At 71.0% G+C, this 19,260-nt stretch carries 19 protein-coding genes; 15 read left to right on the forward strand and 4 right to left on the reverse strand.

The window, feature by feature from the left end; genetic code table 11:
* The first annotated feature begins 31 nt into the window (after positions 1–31).
* From OG607_RS28125 to OG607_RS28160, 8 genes are all read left to right on the forward strand, one after another.
* A complete protein-coding gene (locus tag OG607_RS28125) occupies positions 32–400 on the forward strand; it encodes an STAS domain-containing protein (protein ID WP_405729220.1) in 369 nt (122 codons plus the stop codon).
* A gap of 157 nt (positions 401–557) precedes the next feature.
* On the forward strand, positions 558–1,052 hold the full coding sequence (locus OG607_RS28130; RefSeq protein WP_405729223.1) for an ATP-binding protein: 495 nt from the start codon (positions 558–560) through the stop codon (positions 1,050–1,052).
* A 78-nt stretch (positions 1,053–1,130) separates the two neighbouring features.
* The gene (locus OG607_RS28135) at positions 1,131–1,838 is read left to right on the forward strand and encodes an LPXTG cell wall anchor domain-containing protein (RefSeq protein ID WP_405729226.1); all 708 of its coding nucleotides are present in this window, start codon (positions 1,131–1,133) and stop codon (positions 1,836–1,838) included.
* A gap of 157 nt (positions 1,839–1,995) precedes the next feature.
* Complete coding sequence (locus OG607_RS28140) at positions 1,996–3,324, forward strand: beta-xylosidase (RefSeq protein WP_405729229.1); 1,329 nt, start codon at positions 1,996–1,998, stop codon at positions 3,322–3,324.
* Between the two features lie 102 nt (positions 3,325–3,426).
* Entirely contained in the window at positions 3,427–4,536 is a 1,110-nt protein-coding gene (locus OG607_RS28145; RefSeq protein WP_405729232.1) for a DUF916 domain-containing protein, read from the forward strand.
* Complete coding sequence (locus OG607_RS28150; RefSeq protein ID WP_405729235.1) at positions 4,533–5,498, forward strand: hypothetical protein; 966 nt, start codon at positions 4,533–4,535, stop codon at positions 5,496–5,498. Before OG607_RS28145 ends, OG607_RS28150 begins: the two co-directional genes overlap by 4 nt.
* Positions 5,495–6,796, forward strand: a complete 1,302-nt coding sequence (locus tag OG607_RS28155) for a hypothetical protein (RefSeq protein WP_405729238.1) — start codon at positions 5,495–5,497, stop codon at positions 6,794–6,796. Before OG607_RS28150 ends, OG607_RS28155 begins: the two co-directional genes overlap by 4 nt.
* Positions 6,797–6,873: 77 nt before the next feature.
* Positions 6,874–7,347, forward strand: a complete 474-nt coding sequence (locus OG607_RS28160) for a DUF1203 domain-containing protein (RefSeq protein ID WP_405729241.1) — start codon at positions 6,874–6,876, stop codon at positions 7,345–7,347.
* 71 nt (positions 7,348–7,418) lie between these two features.
* Here the strand turns inward: OG607_RS28160 and OG607_RS28165 are convergent, their stop codons facing one another.
* On the reverse strand, positions 7,419–8,927 hold the full coding sequence (locus tag OG607_RS28165; RefSeq protein ID WP_405729244.1) for a peptide MFS transporter: 1,509 nt from the start codon (positions 8,925–8,927) through the stop codon (positions 7,419–7,421).
* A gap of 261 nt (positions 8,928–9,188) precedes the next feature.
* Between OG607_RS28165 and OG607_RS28170 the strand changes: the two genes are divergently transcribed.
* Positions 9,189–9,869: a response regulator transcription factor gene (locus OG607_RS28170; RefSeq protein ID WP_405729247.1), complete on the forward strand. Its 681-nt coding sequence runs from the start codon at positions 9,189–9,191 to the stop codon at positions 9,867–9,869.
* 69 nt (positions 9,870–9,938) lie between these two features.
* The gene (locus OG607_RS28175; protein ID WP_405729250.1) at positions 9,939–11,201 is read left to right on the forward strand and encodes an ATP-binding protein; all 1,263 of its coding nucleotides are present in this window, start codon (positions 9,939–9,941) and stop codon (positions 11,199–11,201) included.
* On the opposite strand, the gene OG607_RS28180 is transcribed toward OG607_RS28175, so the two are convergent.
* Positions 11,198–11,713, reverse strand: a complete 516-nt coding sequence (locus OG607_RS28180; RefSeq protein WP_405729253.1) for a GtrA family protein — start codon at positions 11,711–11,713, stop codon at positions 11,198–11,200. The two genes, OG607_RS28175 and OG607_RS28180, sit on opposite strands and share 4 nt — an antisense overlap.
* A gap of 150 nt (positions 11,714–11,863) precedes the next feature.
* On the opposite strand from OG607_RS28180, the gene OG607_RS28185 reads away from it, so the two are divergent.
* The 4 genes from OG607_RS28185 to OG607_RS28200 all read left to right on the forward strand — a co-directional run bounded on the left by OG607_RS28185 (position 11,864) and on the right by OG607_RS28200 (position 15,573).
* On the forward strand, positions 11,864–13,003 hold the full coding sequence (locus OG607_RS28185) for a 5-(carboxyamino)imidazole ribonucleotide synthase (RefSeq protein ID WP_405729256.1): 1,140 nt from the start codon (positions 11,864–11,866) through the stop codon (positions 13,001–13,003).
* A complete protein-coding gene (purE, locus tag OG607_RS28190; RefSeq protein WP_405729259.1) occupies positions 13,000–13,527 on the forward strand; it encodes a 5-(carboxyamino)imidazole ribonucleotide mutase in 528 nt (175 codons plus the stop codon). The genes OG607_RS28185 and purE overlap by 4 nt, the downstream gene beginning before the upstream one ends.
* A gap of 12 nt (positions 13,528–13,539) precedes the next feature.
* Positions 13,540–14,673, forward strand: coding sequence for a dipeptidase (locus tag OG607_RS28195; protein ID WP_405737113.1), 1,134 nt, complete (start codon positions 13,540–13,542; stop codon positions 14,671–14,673).
* A gap of 126 nt (positions 14,674–14,799) precedes the next feature.
* Positions 14,800–15,573, forward strand: coding sequence for an SDR family oxidoreductase (locus tag OG607_RS28200; protein WP_405729262.1), 774 nt, complete (start codon positions 14,800–14,802; stop codon positions 15,571–15,573).
* A gap of 7 nt (positions 15,574–15,580) precedes the next feature.
* Here the strand turns inward: OG607_RS28200 and OG607_RS28205 are convergent, their stop codons facing one another.
* On the reverse strand, positions 15,581–16,924 hold the full coding sequence (locus tag OG607_RS28205; RefSeq protein ID WP_405729265.1) for a UDP-glucose dehydrogenase family protein: 1,344 nt from the start codon (positions 16,922–16,924) through the stop codon (positions 15,581–15,583).
* 278 nt (positions 16,925–17,202) lie between these two features.
* Between OG607_RS28205 and OG607_RS28210 the strand changes: the two genes are divergently transcribed.
* Entirely contained in the window at positions 17,203–18,291 is a 1,089-nt protein-coding gene (locus OG607_RS28210; RefSeq protein ID WP_405729268.1) for a helix-turn-helix domain-containing protein, read from the forward strand.
* Between the two features lie 10 nt (positions 18,292–18,301).
* Here the strand turns inward: OG607_RS28210 and OG607_RS28215 are convergent, their stop codons facing one another.
* Positions 18,302–19,243: an alpha/beta hydrolase gene (locus OG607_RS28215; RefSeq protein ID WP_405729271.1), complete on the reverse strand. Its 942-nt coding sequence runs from the start codon at positions 19,241–19,243 to the stop codon at positions 18,302–18,304.
* Positions 19,244–19,260: the final 17 nt, after the last annotated feature.

Here is a 19,260-nt window from a genome sequence, read left to right on the forward strand (position 1 = left end):
AAGCGCAGCAGACACGCAGAAGGGGCGGGACATGGACCGCGGAGTGGTCGGTACGGCCGACCGTGATCGGCTTGTGGTCGCGGTACGCCGCTACGCGATGAGCGCGGTGGTCACGCCCGTCGGCGAGCTCGACCACCATACCGCCGACCTGCTGCGCGAGCCTCTCGACAAGCTTGCCGAGGACGCCATCCCCAAGGTGGTGGTGGACTGCTCCCACCTTGATTTCTGCGACTCCACCGGCCTCAACGTGCTGCTCGGTGCCCGGCTGAAAGCCGAGGCCGCAGGGGGCGGGGTGCACCTGGCGGGGATGAGCCCGGCCGTGTCCCGGGTCTTCGAGATCACCGGCGCCGACGCCGTCTTCACGGTCCACGCGACCCTGGACGACGCGCTGAAGGAATGAGTCGGTGCGAGTGTTTCGTACGGCTCCGGAGGTGTCTCCCGGAGACCTACGGGCAGGAGATGGTCGGGTAAGGAGACCCTCGGAAAACCACGGGCACCCATGGGCACCCACGGACACGTCTTGTCGGATTGCCGGACATCGGTGAGGTGAAGCGCTGATGAGCACCACGCGGCCCCCTGCGGCCGATGACCGCAACCCGGACTCGGGTGACGCGGGCGTGCCCTCAGGGCAGGGCCAGGTGCGCGTCCTACCCCTCTCCGGCGCCGCCGGCGTCGTCCCGCTCGCCCGTGACTTCACCCGCCAGGCCCTCTACGACTGGGGCTGGCTGCCGGCCGCCACGGCGGACCGCCGGGCCGCCGCCGAGGATGTGCTCCTGGTCGTCTCCGAGCTGGTCACCAACGCGTGCCTGCACGCCGGCGGCCCGCAGGAACTGCGCGTCCACCGCACCCCCAAGTCGCTGCGCCTCGAAGTGACCGACAGCGGCCCCGGCACCCCGGCCCCGCGCACCCCGCACCGGGCGGGGCGGCCCGGCGGGCACGGGATGTTCATCGTGCAGCGGCTGTGCCTGGACTGGGGCGTCGTACGCCACCCGGACGGGCACCCGGGCAAGATGGTCTGGGCCGAACTGGCCGCACCGGCGCCTGTTGGCTGAGCCGCGGCCTGAGTCGCGGTCCGGGTTTTCTCTTCCTCTCTCTCCCTCACAGGCGTACTGTCGGGCGCCAAATCTGACATGCCGTCAGTAACTCCTGGGGGAAGGGAGACTCCCGTGCGGCATTCCGTTGTCACGGCTGCCACCGTGGCCGCCGTCGCTTTCGCGGCCGTCGCGGTCGGCGCCCCTGCCGCGTACGCGACCACTGTCGACGTCCCGTACAAGTGCAAGACCCCGATCGGCGACAAGAGCGCCGTCGACCCCATCGACATCAAGGCCGTGAAGTCGGGCTCCGGCTATAAGCTCACCATGAGCTTCAAGAAGGGTGTCTCGTCCAGCCCGGTCGAGCTGGGCAAGGGTGCGATGACGCCCAGCGCGCTGATCATGCTGGGCGGCGCCGAGTCGGGATCGGTCAAGGTCAAGGGCCCGGCCAACGGCGCGGCGCTGCCCGCCAATACGCCGATCAAGATCAACGACCTCACGGGCACGTACACCCCGTCGAAGTCCGGGAAGGTCACCTTCACGGCGGGCGTCCTGACCATCAGCGCGCTCGGTACGACCACCACCTGTACGCCGACCAAGACCCCGGCGCCCTCGCTGACGCTCACGGTGACGGGGTCCGGTTCGTCGTCATCGTCATCGTCGTCGGGTGGTGACGACGCCCTGCCGCAGACCGGCCCGGCCGACAGCGCCCTGGCGCTGGGCACCTTCGGCGGCACGGTGCTGCTGCTCGGGGCGGGCGGCGTGCTGTGGCTGACCAGGCGGTCGGCCGCCGCGCGCGAGCGGTAACGCGGAAAAGGAAGCTGACGCTCCATCGCATAAATCTGACGATCCGTCAAATTCGGTCTCTCGTACGCATTGACTTCTCTTGATCGCCGGACCATCAATGACCCTCGCAGGTACAGAAATGGGACTCTGTGCCCAGAGCGTGATCAAGGGGTAAGAGATGATCGCAATCGCACGAAGATCAATCAGGGGGGGACGGAGGGCGGTCGCCGTACTCGGCGCCGCCATACTCGCTCTCGGTGCCGGGGCTGTCCTGGCGACACCGGCGGCCGCGGCGGACTCCACCTTCACGACTCACTGCATACCGCCGTCCATCTCGGGGATTCCGGCATTCGACGGCACGACCGTGGCGACCATCACCACGGACAAGACCAGCTACCAGGTCGGCGACACCGTCACCGTGACCTATGTGCTGAACACCCCGATGGCCAACACCAGCACCTTCCACCTGGCCATCCCCGCCGACCAGATCACCCCGACGGTCAAGGTCCAGCTCGGCGGTTCCATGACCGGCCTGCTGACCTTCGTCGGCCCGAAGTCCAACCCGCCCATCCCGGATCTGGCCGACTTCCCGGACCTCACCATCACCGGCACCTTCACCGCGACGGCCGCCGGCAGCATCACGCTGACGCCGTCCGACTACGTCGTCCACTCCGACTACGGCATCTCCGCCGACACTCCCTGCACCGTCATCGCCCCGCCCGCCCCGGTGGCCGCCACCATTACGGTTACCGCGCCCAACACCCGTACCGCCACCCTCAGTTCCGGCTCGGGCGTGATCGGTGCGACCGTCAACGTCACCGGCGCCGGATTCACCCCGAACTCCGCCGTCACCGTGGCGGGCGTCCAGGGTGCGGCCGGGACGGGGGAGTACGTGAACGCGCCCACCGACGCCACGGGTGCCTTCTCGGCATCTCTCGCGGTCAGTGACCTCGATACCACCGGCATCATCGTGTTCGAGGGCACTGCCTACGACCCTGCGACGGCGGTCGGTCCGATCGCGTACTACGTCATCGACAACACTCCGCCGCCGGCCGGCAGCCAGAAGCTCACCAGCACCGTGCTGACCGGCACCCTGTCCATGGCCCAGCCCGGTGACACGGTCGAGATGTCGCCGGTCACCGTCAGCGGGTCCGTCGAGCACTCCACGGCCAACCTCAACACCGTCACCGTCAAGGACTACCGGGGCGGCGCCACCGGCTGGTCCCTGACCGGCAAGGCGACCGACTTCGACGGCCCCGGTGCGGCCTCGATCAGCGCCGCCAACCTCTCCTGGACGCCGGCCTGCAGCACGAAGGCCGGCAGCCCGAGCACCTGCGTCGCCGGGTCCCCCGGGTCCGTCGGCACCGTGGGCGCGACGCTGGCCTCGGTCCCCGACGGGACCCTCACCGGCGGTGAGTTCACCGTGGACGCCGGCCTGGATCTCTCGGTCCCGGCCTTCTCCGCCTCGGGAACCTACTCCTCGGTCTTGACCCTGACCCTTACCTGACGCACAGTCAGATAGCTCGGGTGGGCCGGTCGCTGCGGACCGGCCCACCCGACCGGACCGAAGAGCACGACGAGGACGACGAGGACGACGAGGGAGCGCGGTATGTCAGCGTCAGCCAGAGCGAGGACCTACGCCGCACTGCTCACGGCAGCCGCCCTGCTGGGCCTCGGCATCGCGCCCGCCGCCTCCTACGCGGCCCCGCAGACGGCTCTGCAGACCGCCCCGCAGACCGCCCCGCAGACCGCCCCCCGCGCCGACAACGGCCGCTGGTCCGTCTTCCCCGCCCCCGCCGCCGGGGCGAAGGACAAGAGCCCCACCGCCCAGGACCGCCCCTTCTTCACCCTTGAGGGCGACCCCGGCACCACGCTCAAGGACAAGGTCTCCGTCTCCAACCTCTCCTCCGCGCCGATGACCTTCGCCCTCTACGGCGCAGACGCCTACAACACCCCCCGCGACGGCGGCTTCGCCGTACGCGGCCTCGACGAGAAGAGCACCGACGTAGGCTCCTGGGTCACCCTCCTGAAGTCCAGGATCACCATCCCGGCCCGGACCCGCGCCGACATCCCCTTCACCGTCACCATCCCCGAGGGCGCCTCACCCGGTGACCACCCCGGCGCGATCGTCGCCCTCGACACCCACACCGACCCCTCGGCGGGCAATGTCGCCGTCGGCGTGCGCAGGGCCGTCGGCGCCCGCATCTACCTCAAGGTCAGCGGCCCGACCCTGGCCGCCCTCTCCGTCGAGCACGTCACCGTCAGCCACGGCCAGCCCCTGATCCCCGGCACCGACGACTCGACCGCCACCATCCGCTACACCCTCGTCAACCGCGGCAACGTCTCCCTCACCCCGCGCGTCGGCTTCACCGCCAAGGGCCTCTTCGGCCGCACGCTGCTGGACCGCAAGGCCCGTACCCTGCCGCTTGAGCTGCTGCCCGGCCAGAGCGTCGAGCTCACCGAGAAGTGGGCCTCCGCCCCCCAGTTCGACCGCGTCGGCGTCCATCTGACGGTCACCAGCGCCCGCGGCGACCTCAGCGAGACCGCCTCCGCCACCTTCCTGGCCGTGCCCTGGCTGGTCGTGGGCGTGGTGCTGGCGCTGCTGGGCGGCCTGCTGGCCTGGCTGCTTCTCGTACGCCGCCGCAGGCGCCGCCCCCGGACGCAGCCCGAGCCGCAGGAGGAGCCGGCCGCCGAGCCCGTGGGGAGCAGCACGGCGTGAAGTACGTACGACTCCTGCTCGCGGCCGCCCTCCTCGCCCTGGCCCTCGCCCTCGGGGCGGCAGCCGGACCCGCCGCGGCCGACAGTACGGATCCCACGGTCGCCGTCTCCCCGAAGAAGGCCGGCGCGGGCCACGACATCACCGTCACCGGCCAGGGCTGGAAGCCCGGCACCCTGCTCACCCTCCTCATCTGCGGCCAGAACGCCATCGGCGGCACCAACTCCTGCGCCAACGCGGGCGGCCGTGCCGCGACGACCGACGCGCACGGCGCCTTCAGCCGCCAGATGCCCGTCACCGAGCCGCCCAAGCCCTGCCCCTGCGTCGTGCACGTGGCCACGGTCATGGGCGACCCGGTCGTCGTCGACGCCCCCTTCGTCGTGGCCGGACACCCCGTCGCCCCGCTGCCCACCCGGACCACCGGCGGCCGCCTCGCCGTCCTCTCCGCCCGCCTCGAAGGCTCCAGCGGCCTCCTCACCTGGTTCGGCGCCCCGCCGCAGCGCACCCTGGTCATCACCGTCGGCAACCTCGGCTCCGACCCGGCGAAGGACCCGGTCTTCCAGGTCGGCACCTCCCACGGCGTCTACGCCCCCCTGTGGGAGGACCAGCCCTGGCACGGCACCGTACAGCCCGGCGCGAAGCAGCAGATCAGAATCCCGGTGGAGCTGGCGGCGGGCGCGCACGGCGACTACACCGTGTCGCTGCGGTACGGCGGCAAGGTTCTGGCCACCAACCCCTGGTCCGTGGGCCGCCCTTGGGGCGTGACGCTGTTCTGGCTGCTGCTCTGCGTCGTGGTCCCCTCCGCGCTGTTCCGCATCGGCATGGCGGTGGTCAACCGCCTGCGCCCCCGGGCCCCGGCCACCGCCGCCGCCGTACCGGACAACACCCCCACCTCCACCCACACCCTTCCCTGGTTCGCGCCAGGTGCCTCACCACCCGCACACCGAAAGGAACCCAGCTCGTGACGAATCCCCGAACGCGAGCCGCCAGGGCCAGAGCCATCGGCGCGATCCTCATGCTCAGCGGCGCCGCCCTGTTGGCCACTGCTGCGCCGGCCGAAGCCGCCGAAGTCTCCTACGCGACCCACTGCGTGCCGCCCAGCGGAGTCGGCGTCGACCCCGTGGACGGCACCACCAAGGCAGACGTCACCGCTCCCGCCACCGCCAAGGTCGGCGACGAGGTCACCGTCACCTGGAAGTTCACCCAGCTCGCCTCCGCCACCAACCCCGGCCCCATCGCCATCGGCGATAACCAGCTCAAGCCGACCGGCAAGATCACCCTCGGCGGCGCCCAGAGCGCCACCGTCGACGTCGAAGGCCCCCAGCAGAACCCCGAGATCCCGATCGGCGGGGCCATGGTGGTTTCCGACATGACGGGCACCGTCAAGCTCACGGCCGCGGGCGAGGTCACCATCACCCCGGGCGCCTACACGATCAACGCGTACGGGACCCAGACACAGTGCACCCCGACGGCGGCCGTCCCCGTCGCGGCCACGATCACGGTGACGCCGGGAGACGGCTCGTCGTCGTCCGCCTCGGCGTCGTCGTCCGCGTCCGCGTCGGCCAGCGCCAGCGCCAGTACGAGCGCCAGTACGAGTACGAGCGCCACCCCCTCCAGCACCATCACCGGCGGCGACCCCGTGGGCACCAAGTACCCCGGCAAGCAGGTCTCGGTCCCGTACAAGTGCGAGACCCTGATCGGCGATCAGTCCGCGACCGCCAAGCTCACCATCAGCGCCGTCAAGAGCAGCAGTGGCTATGACCTGACCGTCCACTACGGGGCCGGGATCATGAAGAGCCCCAGCGCCATCACCAAGGGCATGATCACGCCCAGCATGGCCATCACCCTGGGCGGCGCGCAGACCGGCACCACCCCGGTCACCGGCCCGCCCAACACCAAGGCCTTCGCGACGGGCGATCTGATCACCCTCGACGATCTCACCGGTACGTACGTCCCCGCCTCCACCGGCGAAGTCACCCTCGCCCCCGGCGTACTGACCATCAAGCTGACCTCCGGCGGCACCGTCGTATCCACCTGCACCCCCACTACCACCGCTGTCTCCCTGACCCTCGACGTCACCGACGAAGGCGGCTCCACCGCGTCCGCGTCCTCGACCTCGTCGACCGGGACCTCCGGCTCCCTCGCCGAAACCGGCTCCTCCGCCGCCCCCTCCCTCCACGCCCTGGCCCTCGTCGCCGGCACCGTCCTCCTCCTCGGCGGCGCGGTCTTCACCTTCACCCCCTGGGGGCGCCTGCGCCGCTGAGCGGCATTCGCCGGACCGCCCGACGTGACGTCCGAAATCCGCCAGCGAGACCGGGGCGTCAGGACGAGGCTGGCCGTATGACCGCAACCACAACCACGGCATTCAGAATCCACGCAGTCCCGGCCGAAGCCCTGGACCGCGCCCGGCGCACCGGCAAGCCCACGCGAATCGTCGCCGGGGGCGGCGAGCCGGTCAGGTGCTGTCTGCGGGACGCCGAGCCCGGCGAAGAGCTGATTCTGTTCAACTACGAGCCGCCGATCCCGGGGACCGACAGCCCCTACCAGGAGACCGGAGCCGTCTACGCGCACGCCGAGCCCTGCGCGGGCCCGCCTGAGCACGGGGCCTACCCGCAGGACTGGCGGGGCCGTCCGCAGGTGCTGCGGGCGTACGACGAGCGGGGATGGATCCACGAGGCGACGCGGGTGCATGACGGGCAGGACCCGGAGGGGGCGATCGCGGCGGTGCTGGCCGAGAACGGGGTCGTGGAGGTCCACAGCCGCAACATCGACTACGGCTGCTTCATGTTCGCGGCGACATCCGCCCGGGCCTAGAAAGCCCAGGGGCCCCGGAGCAATGTGCTCCGGGGCCCCTCAGGCACGTACCGGTTGACCGTCAGCGGACGTCAGTGGACGTCGCCCATCAGCTTGATCACGTTCCGGCGGTACATCACGAAGGCCACGCCCGCGAGCAGCGCCACCGCGCCCTGGATGGCGAAGGCGGTCTCCGACAGGAACGCGTCGCCTACGACGAGCTGGATGATGGCGGCCACGCAGTCGCCCGCAGTGACGGCGAGGAAGAACAGGCCCATCATCTGGCTGCCGTACTTGGCCGGGGCCAGCTTGGTGGTGACCGACAGGCCGACGGGCGACAGGCACAGCTCGGCGACGGTCTGGATCAGGTAGACCATGGCCAGCCACATCGGGGAGACCTTGGTGCCGCCGGAGGCTGCGCCCTGGGCGAGCATCATGACCACGAAGGAGGCGCCGATGCCGATGAGGCCGTAGGCGAACTTGGTGGTCGTGGTGGGGTTGCGGCGGCCGAGCTTGATCCAGACGGCGGCGAAGACCGGCGCCAGGGCCATCACGAAGAGCGGGTTCAGGGACTGGAACCAGCTCTCGGGGAAGTTGAAGCCGAAGAGCCGGGAGGAGGTGTGGTCGGCGGCGAAGACGGTCAGGGTCGAGCCGGACTGGTCGTAGATCATCCAGAACAGGGCGGCGACGACGAAGAACCAGATGAAGCCGGTGACCTTGGACTTCTCGTCCGTGCTCAGGTCCTGGTCGCGGCGGATGCGCGCGAAGTAGTACGTCGGCAGGGCCAGGCCGATCAGCGACAGCGGCCACAGCACCCAGTTGACGGTGAAGTGCCCGGTGAAGGTGACGACGCCGTAGAAGGCCACCGCGGCCACCAGCCACAGCAGCGCCTTCTTCAGCAGCACCGCCCGCTCGGAGGCCGCCAGCGGCGTCGGGACGACGCTGCTGACCGGGGCCAGGTGCTTGGTGCCGTACAGGAACTGGGCCAGGCCCAGGGCCATGCCGACGCCGGCCATGGCGAAGCCGAGGTGCCAGTTGACCTCCTGGCCGACGGTGCCGATGGCGAGCGGGGCGAGGAAGGCACCGAGGTTGATGCCCATGTAGAAGATGGTGAAGCCGCCGTCCCGGCGCGGGTCGTTGCGGTCCGGGTAGAGCTGGCCGACCATCGTGGAGATGTTGGACTTCAGCAGGCCGGAGCCGACCGCGATGAAGACGAGGCCCACGAAGAAGGAGGCCCTGACCGGCACGGCCAGCAGGAAGTGGCCGGTCATGATGACCGCGCCGCCGATGGCCACGGCGCGGCGCGGACCCCACAGGCGGTCGGCGAGCCAGCCGCCGGGCATGGCCAGCAGATACACCGTGGCGGTGTAGACGCTGTAGACGGCACCGGCCGCGGCGGCCTTCATGCCGAGTCCGCCGTCCGCGACGGAAGCCGTCAGATAGAGGACGAGAAGGGCCTTCATGCCGTAGTAGCTGAATCGCTCCCACGTCTCGGTCATGAAGAGAGTGGCCAAACCGCGGGGGTGGCCGAGGAAGGTGGGGCCGCCGTTCGCAGGGGTGTCCTGCGCAGTGGCGGCGTCCTTCGTCAGGCTGGACGCCATGGTCGTTCCTTGCTGGTTCGGGACGCGCTGGGGATGGGGGGACGCGCGCCTTGTCGTGCCGGTGGTCCTCGGTGCGTTTGTGTGCGCCGAAGTCACAGCAGTGCTGCTAAGGGCTTTAAGCACTTTATGGCAGTAGAGGGTGTGGTATAGCCCGACTTGAGACGTACCTCACAGGCCCCCGTGCGACCGTGTCGCAGGTCACCGGACCTTTACGTTCCGGCGTCAGCGCCACGCGCTTCCCGCGCGGACTACCATCAGCCCATGACCCGCGTACTGCTCGCCGAGGACGACGCATCCATCTCGGAACCGCTCGCACGCGCCCTGCGCCGCGAAGGCTACGAGGTCGAGGTGCGTGAGGACGGTCCCACCGCGTTGGAAGCCGGCCTACTGGGCGCCTTCGATCTGCTGGTTCTGGACCTGGGGCTGCCCGGTATCGACGGCCTGGAGGTCTGCAGGCGACTGCGCACCGAGGGCCACGGTTTCCCCGTGCTGGTGCTCACCGCCCGCGCCGACGAGGTGGACACCGTGGTCGGCCTGGATGCCGGCGCCGACGACTACGTCACCAAGCCCTTCCGGCTCGCCGAACTGCTCGCCCGCGTACGCGCGCTGCTCAGGCGCGGCGCGACGGAGGGCGGCACCCCGCAGCCCTCCACCCAGGGTGTGCGGATCGACGTCGAGTCGCACCGTGCCTGGATGGGTGACGAGGAACTCCAGCTCACCGCCAAGGAGTTCGACCTCCTGCGGGTGCTGGTCCGCGACGCCGGCCGGGTGGTCACGCGCGAGCAGCTGATGCGCGAGGTCTGGGACACCACGTGGTGGTCGTCCACCAAGACCCTCGACATGCACATCTCCTGGCTGCGCAAGAAGCTCGGCGACGACGCCGCGGCGCCCCGCTACATCTCCACCGTGCGCGGCGTCGGCTTCCGCTTCGAAAAGAACTGACGTCACGCCGGGCACGGGCGCCCGTGCCCGTGCCCGGATAATCCGTGTCGTCCCCGCCCGGAGGGCAAATTGCGCCGCCGTCTCATCACGTCCACGCTCGCCGTGGTGCTCGTCGTCATCGCCGTCTTCGGGGTCTCACTCGTCATCGTCGAGACCCGGACGATCGAGAACAGCGCCTCGGAGATGGTGGACTCCGAGGCGGTACGCCTCCTCAGCATCGTCGAGAACCGGCTGAACGACGGCGAGAAGGTCAACAAGCAGGCGCTGTCGCAGCAGATCGCCCCTGATCGTTACGCGCTCGTGGAGATCCACGGCGAGGACCCGATCGAGATCGGTACCCGCCCGACCGGCAAGGTGATCGCCTCCACGCAGAAGGGCGACGGTGAGACCGTCACCGTCGAGGAGTCGCGCCGCAAGGTCAGCGACGAGATCGGCCGTACGCTCCTGGTCATCCTGGCCGTCGCCCTGCTCGCGGTGCTGGCCGCCGCCGCCCTGGCCGTACGCCAGGCCCGCCGGCTCGGCAGCCCCCTCACCGACCTCGCCGAGACCGCCGAGCGGCTCGGCTCGGGCGACCCGCGCCCGCGCCACCGCCGCTACGGGGTGCCGGAGCTGGACCGGGTCGCCGATGTCCTGGACTCCAGCGCCGAGCGGATCGCCCGGATGCTCACCGCCGAACGGCGGCTCGCGGCTGACGCCTCGCACCAGCTGCGTACGCCGCTGACGGCGCTCAGCATGCGGCTGGAGGAGATCATCGCCACCGCCGACGACCAGGAGACGGTCAAGGAGGAGGCGACCATCGCGCTGGGGCAGGTCGAGCGCCTCACGGATGTCGTACAGCGGCTGCTGACCAACGCCCGCGACCCGCGCACCGGCTCGGCGGTCGACTTCGACCTGGACGACGTGATCAAGCAGCAGGTCGAGGAATGGCGGCCTGCCTACCGCAACGAGGGCCGCACCATCGTCACCGCCGGCACGCACGGCCTGCGGGCCGTCGGCACCCCCGGCGCGGTCGCCCAGGTGCTGGCCACGCTGATGGAGAACGGCCTGATGCACGGCGCCGGCACGGTGTGCCTGTCAACGCGCGTCACCGGCAACCAGGCGGTCGTCGAGGTGACGGACGAGGGGCATGGTGTGCCGAACGAACTGGGCTCCCGGGTCTTCGAGCGCACGGTCAGCGGCCGCAACTCCACCGGCATCGGACTGGCCGTCGCCCGCGACCTGGCCGAGGCCGACGGCGGGCGGCTCGAGCTGCTCCAGCAGCGGCCGCCGGTCTTCGCGCTGTTCCTGGCGCGGGAGGGCGAAATCGGCGAACTCAGCCCGTCCGGCGATTAGCCCTGCACGTGCTGAGGGGCTTCGGCCTGGGCCTCGGCCTCGGTGAGGAACGATTCTGCTTGCTCCAGCGCCTCACGGGCGGGCAGCGCCTTGAAGACCCAGGTCCGGTAGGACCAGAAGCGGAAGAGCGTGGCGACGCCGATCCCGACGAACTTGAACACATTGCTCTGCAGCGGGCTGTCCCAGTCGAACCCGTACGTCGCCGCGTAGAGCACGCCGTTCTCGATCACCAGCCCGATCGCGCTGAAGAAGAGAAAAAGCCCGAGTTCCTTGGTGCGCCCGCCCTTGTCGCGGTCCCGGTAGGTGAAATAGCGGAAACCGACGTAGTTGAAGGCGATGGCGACGACCGTCGCGAGGACGCTGGCCCGGACGACCTGCAGGCCGGTGCCGTGCCGGAGCAGGTTGAAGGCCGCGATATTGACGAGGACACCGGCCGCGCCGACCGCGCCGAACTTGGCGACCTCTCGGAATATCCGGGCCAGTCCGCCCTGCAGTCCTGTCGATCGATCCATGGTGATCGTTGGGCCCCATCATTCGTAGGTCGTCGCTTCGGTCAGCGCATCGGCGGCACATCAGTGGCCACATCAGACGACTTCATGCTAACCGGGGGCCCGGTCACCCGCCGGTCCGTACCGTAATCGTGGGCCGATATCCTGGTGACTGTGACATTCCCGGTAGTCGGCATGATCGGCGGCGGCCAGCTCGCCCGTATGACCCACGAGGCTGGTATCCCGCTCGGCATCAGATTCAAGCTCCTCAGCGACACCCCGATCGACTCGGCGGCCCTGGTGGCCGGTGAGGTCGTCGTCGGCGACTACCGCGACCTGGAGACGCTCCGCGCCTTCGCGGCCGGCTGCGACGTCATCACCTTCGACCACGAGCACGTCCCCACCGAGCACCTGCGGGTCCTGGAGGCCGACGGCATCGCCGTGCGCCCCGGACCCGACGCCCTGGTGCACGCCCAGGACAAGGGCGTCATGCGCGCGCGGCTGGACGCGATCGGGGTGCCGTGCCCCCGGCACCGCCTCGTCGCGGATCCGGCCGACGTGACGCGCTTCGCGCAGGAGGGTGACGGCTTCCCCGTCATCCTCAAGACCGTGCGCGGCGGCTACGACGGCAAGGGCGTGTGGGTCGTGCGCGGCGAGGCGGACGCCGCCGAGCCCTTCCGGGCGGGCGTCCCGGTGCTGGCCGAGGAGAAGGTGGACTTCGTACGGGAGCTGGCGGCGAATGTCGTACGGTCCCCGCACGGGCAGGCCGTCGCGTACCCCGTGGTGGAGTCGGTGCAGGTGAACGGCGTGTGCGACACGGTGATCGCGCCCGCGCCGGACCTGGCCGAGGACGTCTCGATGAAGGCCCAGCAGCTCGCGCTGACCATCGCCAAGGAACTCGGCGTCGTCGGCCACCTCGCGGTCGAGCTCTTCGAGACCCGGGACGGCCGGATCCTGGTCAACGAGCTGGCCATGCGGCCCCACAACAGCGGCCACTGGACCCAGGACGGGGCCGTGACCTCCCAGTTCGCCAACCACCTGCGTGCCGTTCTCGACCTCCCGCTGGGCGACCCGCGCCCGCGCGCGAAGTGGACCGTCATGGCCAATGTCCTGGGCGGCGACTTCCCGGACATGTACCACGCCTTCCTGCACTGCATGGCCCGCGACCCCCAGCTCAAGATCCACATGTACGGCAAGGACGTGAAGCCCGGCCGCAAGGTCGGCCACGTCAACACCTACGGCGACGACCTCGGTGAGGTGCGTGAGCGTGCCCGGCACGCCGCCGACTACCTGCGAGGGACGATCACCGAATGAGCAGCACTCCCCTGGTCGGCATCGTGATGGGCTCCGACTCCGACTGGCCCGTCATGGAGGCCGCCGCCCAGGCCCTCGACGAGTTCGAGGTGCCCTACGAGGTCGACGTCGTCTCCGCCCACCGCATGCCGCACGAAATGATCGCGTACGGGGAGAGTGCCGCCGAGCGCGGCCTCAAGGCGGTCATCGCGGGCGCGGGCGGCGCCGCCCACCTGCCCGGCATGCTCGCCTCCGTGACCCCGCTGCCGGTCATCGGCGTCCCCGTGCCCCTGAAGTACCTCGACGGCATGGACTCCCTGCTCTCCATCGTCCAGATGCCGGCCGGCGTCCCGGTCGCCACGGTGTCCGTGGCCGGCGCGCGCAACGCGGGTCTGCTGGCGGTCCGGATCCTCGCCGCGCATGACGCCGAACTCCTCGCGCGCATGCGGGCTTTCCAGGTCGAGCTGAACGAGCAGGCCACGGAGAAAGGCAAGCGCCTGCGTGCCAAGGTGGAAGGCGGCAACGGCTTCGGCTTCGGAAAGTAGGCACCCGTGACTGTGGTGGACCACCTGCCCCTCGCCCGCGAGATCCTCGCCGCCCACCCCGTGGTGGACGGTCACAACGACCTCCCCTGGGCCCTGCGCGAGCAGGTCCGCTACGACCTCGCCGCCCGCGACATCGCCACCGACCAGTCCGCCCACCTGCACACCGACATCCCCCGCCTGCGCGCGGGCGGTGTCGGCGCGCAGTTCTGGTCCGTGTACGTCCGCACCGACCACACCGGCGGCGACGCCGTCACCGCCGTCCTGGAGCAGATCGACTGCGTTCTGCGGCTCGTCGACCGCCACCCCGCCGATCTGCGGCTCGCCCTCACCGCAGACGACATGGAGACGGCCCGTTCCGAGGGCCGCATCGCCTCCCTCATGGGCGCCGAGGGCGGCCACAGCATCGACAACTCCCTGGCCGTCCTGCGCATGCTGTACGCCCTCGGTGTCCGCTACATGACGCTCACCCACAACGACAACACCGACTGGGCCGACTCCGCCACCGACGAGCCCCGGCACGGCGGCCTCACCCCCTTCGGGGAGGACGTCGTCCGCGAGATGAACCGCCTCGGCATGCTCGTCGACCTCTCCCATGTCTCGCCCGACACCATGCGCGACGCCCTGCGGGTGACCCGGGCGCCGGTCATCTTCTCCCACTCCTCCGCCCGGGCCGTCTGCGACCACGTACGGAACATCCCCGACGACGTCCTTGAGCTTCTCCCCGGCAACGGCGGCCTCGCCATGGCCACCTTCGTCCCCAAGTTCATCCTCCCCGCCGCCATCGACTGGACCCGTCGCGCCGACGACAACATGACCGCCCACGGCTTCCACCACCTCGACACCACCCCCGAGGCCATGAAGGTCCACGCCGCCTTCGAGGCCGCCAACCCCCGCCCCACCGCCACCGTCTCCACCGTCGCCGACCACCTCGACCACATGCGCTCCGTCGCCGGCATCGACCACATCGGCATCGGCGGCGACTACGACGGCACGGCCTTCCTCCCGGAGGGCCTCGGCGACGTCTCCGGATACCCCAACCTGATCGCCGAGCTTCTGCGGCGCCGCTGGTCCACGGCGGACCTGGCGAAGCTCACCTGGGACAACGCCGTCCGCGTCCTGCGCGACGGGGCCGGCTCGTCCGCCTGAGACGAAACCCCAGGTCAGCTTCCCGTCAGCCTCGCAGAACGAAGCAATGACCTTGCAGCCCACGGCCGTTGACTTTCCGGTGACGGCGATGCTTCGATGCCTCGGACGCCTCACCGTGGAGGGCCCGTGCACACACTCGACAGGTTTCGGCTCGACGACAAGGTGGCCATCGTCACCGGCGGCTGTGGCGCGATCGGTCAGGTGTTCGCGCGGGCGCTGGCCGAAGCGGGCGCGGCTGTGGTGGTGACCGGCACCAACGGCGACACCGCCGAAGGCGTCGCCGACGCACTTGTCAAAGACGGTCTTCGGGCGATCGGTGTCCAGGTCGACATCACCGACCGGGAATCGACGGAGGCGATGGCCGCGCGTGCCGTCGATGCCTTCGGCGGCATCGACATCCTGGTGAACAACGCCGCGCTCATGTCCGAGATCCCGCGGATCGACCTGCTCGACCTGCCGTCCGAGTGGTTCGACAAGGTGATGCGGGTGAACGTCCTGGGCGCCGTCCACTGCTCGGCCGCCGTCAAGGCGTCGATGGCCGGGCGCGGCGGCGGCAGGATCATCAACGTAGTGTCCGCCGGCGCCTTCCAGCCCGGCGGAATCTACGGGGCCAGCAAGCTGGCCCTGGTCAGCGTCACCGCGACCCTCGCCCAGCGGCTCGGGCCGCAGGGCATCAACGTCAACGCCATCGCCCCCGGCCTCGTCGACAACGAGCCGGGAATGAAGAGCCTTCCGGCGGACCACCCGGTGCGCGCGGCGTTCGTGTCCGCGATCCCCGGCAAGAAGCAGGCCCCCGCGGACGACCTCGTGGGCGCGCTGCTTCTGCTGTCCTCACCGGCCGGCAGCTGGATCAACGGCCAGACGATCAGCGTTGACGGCGGGTTCGTCATGCGGCTGTGAAGCAGCGCTACGCGTTGGGGCGGCCCATCGCCCGGTACGTCCAGCCCGCCTTGCGCCACAGCGCCGCGTCCAGCGCGTTCCGGCCGTCGATGACATGCTTCTTGCCCGCGACCTCGCCCAGCTCGGCCGGGTCCAGCTCGCGGAACTCGCGCCACTCGGTCAGATGCAGGACGAGGTCCGCGCCGCGCACCGCGTCCAGGGCGGTGGGGGCGTAGCCCAGCGTCGGGAAGAGCTTGCGGGCGTTGTCCATGCCCTTGGGGTCGAAGACGGTGACCTGGCCGCCCTGCAGGTGGATCTGGCCGGCGACATTGAGCGCGGGGGAGTCCCGGACGTCGTCGGAGTCCGGCTTGAAGGCCGCGCCGAGAACCGCGATGCGCACGCCGAGAAAGCCGCCACCGCCGCAGGCCTCGCGGGCCAGCTCGACCATGTGACCGCGCCTGCGCATGTTGATCGAGTCGACCTCGCGCAGGAAGGTCAGCGCCTGGTCGACGCCCAGCTCGCCGGCGCGGGCCATGAAGGCGCGGATGTCCTTGGGCAGGCAGCCGCCGCCGAAGCCGATCCCGGCCCGCAGGAACTTGTGGCCGATCCGCTCGTCGTGGCCGAGGGCCTCCGCCAGCTTGGCCACGTCGCCGCCGGCCGCCTCGCTCACCTCGGCCATGGCGTTGATGAAGGAGATCTTGGTGGCCAGGAAGGCGTTGGCGGCGGTCTTCACCAGCTCCGCCGTCGGGTAGTCCGCCACGACGAAAGGCGTGCCTTCTGCGAGGGGCACCGCGTAAACCTCGCGCAGCAGCTTCTCCGCCCGCTCCGACCTCACCCCGACCACGATCCGGTCCGGGTGCAGCGTGTCCTGCACCGCGAACCCCTCGCGCAGGAACTCCGGGTTCCACGCCAGCTCCACCGCCTCCCCGGCCGGTGCCAGCCCGGCGAGCCGGGCGGCCAGCCGGTCCGCGCTGCCGACCGGGACGGTGGACTTGCCGACGACCAGCGCGGGCCGCGTCAGATGCGGGGCGAGCAGGTCGAAGGCACGGTCCACGTAGCTCATGTCGCACGCGTACTCACCGTGCTTCTGCGGGGTGTTGAGGCACATGAAGTGCACATCGCCGAACTCGGCCACCTCCTCCCACGAGCTCGTGAACCGCAGCCGCCCGGTCGACCCCTCGATCCCGGCGACATGCTTGGCCAGCAGCTCGTCAAGGCCCGGCTCGTACATCGGGGCCCGGCCCGTCGACAGCAGGTCGATCTTCTCCTGGACGATGTCCAGACCCAGCACCTCGAAGCCCATCTCGGCCATCGCGGCGGCGTGCGTGGCCCCGAGATATCCGGTGCCGATCACGGTGAGCTTGAGTGCCATGCGGAGGGTCCCTCCCAGGTGGTGGCCGTCCGTCGGACGTACAGCGAGTGCGCAGTGAGCATATCGGCGGCCCCCGGGCAGTGCCCCCGAGGCCCGCACCTACTTAGAGGCCACGCGAATAGGTGGGGCGGCGTCGCGGGGCGATGGGCGGCGCCTGGCGGCGTTGTCGTCGGTCGCCGCAGCTCCGCTGCGCCTCCCTCCTCCGCCTTGCCGGACTTGCCCCTCACCCCGCTCCTTCCCCCGCCCCACCCATCCGCGAGGCCTCTTACACTCGCCTTGTGAAGGGGCTCATGCTGCGACTGTCGGCGCTCGACGCGGACGCGACCACCGCTCTGCGGGTGATCGCGCACTTCGAGGCCCTGCTCGGCACGTCCTTCGACGCGGCCGTGCTCGTCCGGTCCACCGCCGGGCTGGCCGAGTGCCCGGCGGGCCTGGAAACGGCCGACGGGCGGACCGTACGCTTCGCGCCCGACGGCGGTGAGCTGCCCGCCGTACCCGGCGCGGTCTCGGACAGTACGCGGCTGACGCCCGCCGGCCGGGTCTGGCTGGAGCGGCCGGGGGAGCCGGGGCCCCTCGACGAGCTGGTGCTGGAGTGGATGGCGATAGCGGCCCAGGTGCTGCTGGGACGCCCGCAGTCCGCGTCGCAGCCACAGCCGCAGCCGCATGTGGCGGATCCGGCGCTGGCCGAGCTGGCGCTGTCCGCCCGGGAGGCGGTGGAGGACCGGGCCCGTGCGCTGCGGCTGCTGGGACTGGCCCCGGACCGCCCGCTGCGGGTCCTCGTCGCGAGCGTCGCCGGTCCGGTGACCGTCGCGCTGGTGCGGGACAGCGGCCTCGCCGCCATCGCGACGGTCCGGGTGACGGCGCTGGGGGAGTACGGGGTCGCGCTGGTCCAGCGGCACGACGGCGCCGCGTCGATCCCGTCCCCGCCACCGGACCTGCGCGGCGCCGTGCCGCCCGGCCTGCGGATCGGCATCGGCGGCAGCGTCGCCGCGCTCGACGCGGGCACCTCCTGGGCCCAGGCCCGGGTCGCGCTGCGCTTCACCTGCGAGCTCGCCCACGAGGCCGTCATCGGGCACGACGACCTCGGCACCGTGGCCCTGCTCGCGGACATCCCCGTCGACCGGTTGCGCGCCCAGCCCGACGTCCAGGCCCTGGGCGGCCTCGCGGAGGAGTCCCTCGCCGCCCTCGCCGCCTTCTGCCGTACGGGCTCGCTGCGCCAGGCCGCCGCCGAGCTGCACCTGCACCACAGCTCGGTGGCCGGCCGGCTCGCCCACGTCGAGAAGGCCCTCGGCCGCCCGCTCACCGCCCCCGAGGACCGCTTCCGCGCGCAGCTCGCGCTGTACGCGCTGCGGCTGGCCTCCGGCTAGCCGGTAGCCGCTACCGCAGAGCCCGCCGCAGCACCGCCACCGCCTCGGCGGCCTCCCGCTGGGAGATCTCCGCGTAGCTCACCAGGCTCGACCCGTGGAAGGTCCCGGGGAACAGGTGCAGCTCACAGCTCACCCCGGCCTCCAGCAGCGCCCGCGCGTAGTCGATGCCCTCGTCCCGCAGCGGGTCGAAGTGCGCCACCGACACATACGTGGGCGGCAGCCCGGTCAGGTCCTTGGCCCGCACCGGCGCCGCGTAGGGGGAGACCTCGTCGGTGCCGGGGACGCCGGCGCCCAGGTAGCTGTCCCAGCTGATGATCGCGTTGGGGCGGTTCCACAGCGGGGTGTCGGTGAAGGCCCGCATGCTGGGCGTGTCCAGCCGGTCGTCCAGCTCCGGGATGCCCAGGAACTGGAAGCGGATCGCCGGTCCGCCCCGGTCCCGGGCGAGCAGGGCCACCGCCGCCGCGAGCCCGGCGCCCGCGCTCCAGCCGTGCACGGCGAGGCGGTCGGGGTCGGCGCCCAGCTCGGCGGCGTTCGCGGCGACCCAGACCAGCCCGGCGTAGCAGTCCTCCAGCCCGGCCGGGAAGGGGTGCTCGGGCGCCAGCCGGTAGTCCACGGAGACCACCAGCGCGCCCACCTCACGGGCGTACGTCACATTCGGGCCGTGTTCGAGCTCCGGGGAGCCCATGATGAAGCCGCCGCCATGGATGTCGTAGATCAACGGCAGCGGCCCCTCCACGCCCTCCGGCCGGTACGTGTGCAGCACCACGTCGGGCGCGCCCTCCGGCCCGGGCACCGTGATCCGGCCGACCTCGACGCCGGTCGTGTCCACGTCCGCGTTGGCGGCCGCGACCCCGGCCGCCATCTCGGCCCGGGCGCCCGGGAGATCGGAGACATCGGCGCGGGGCATCATGGGGATGGCCGCGGCCAGTTCGGGATCGTACGCATACGTCATTGGTGCCTCCGGTGAAC

It is taken from the genome of Streptomyces sp. NBC_01537, from assembly GCF_045040445.1.
GTDB lineage: Bacteria > Actinomycetota > Actinomycetes > Streptomycetales > Streptomycetaceae > Actinacidiphila.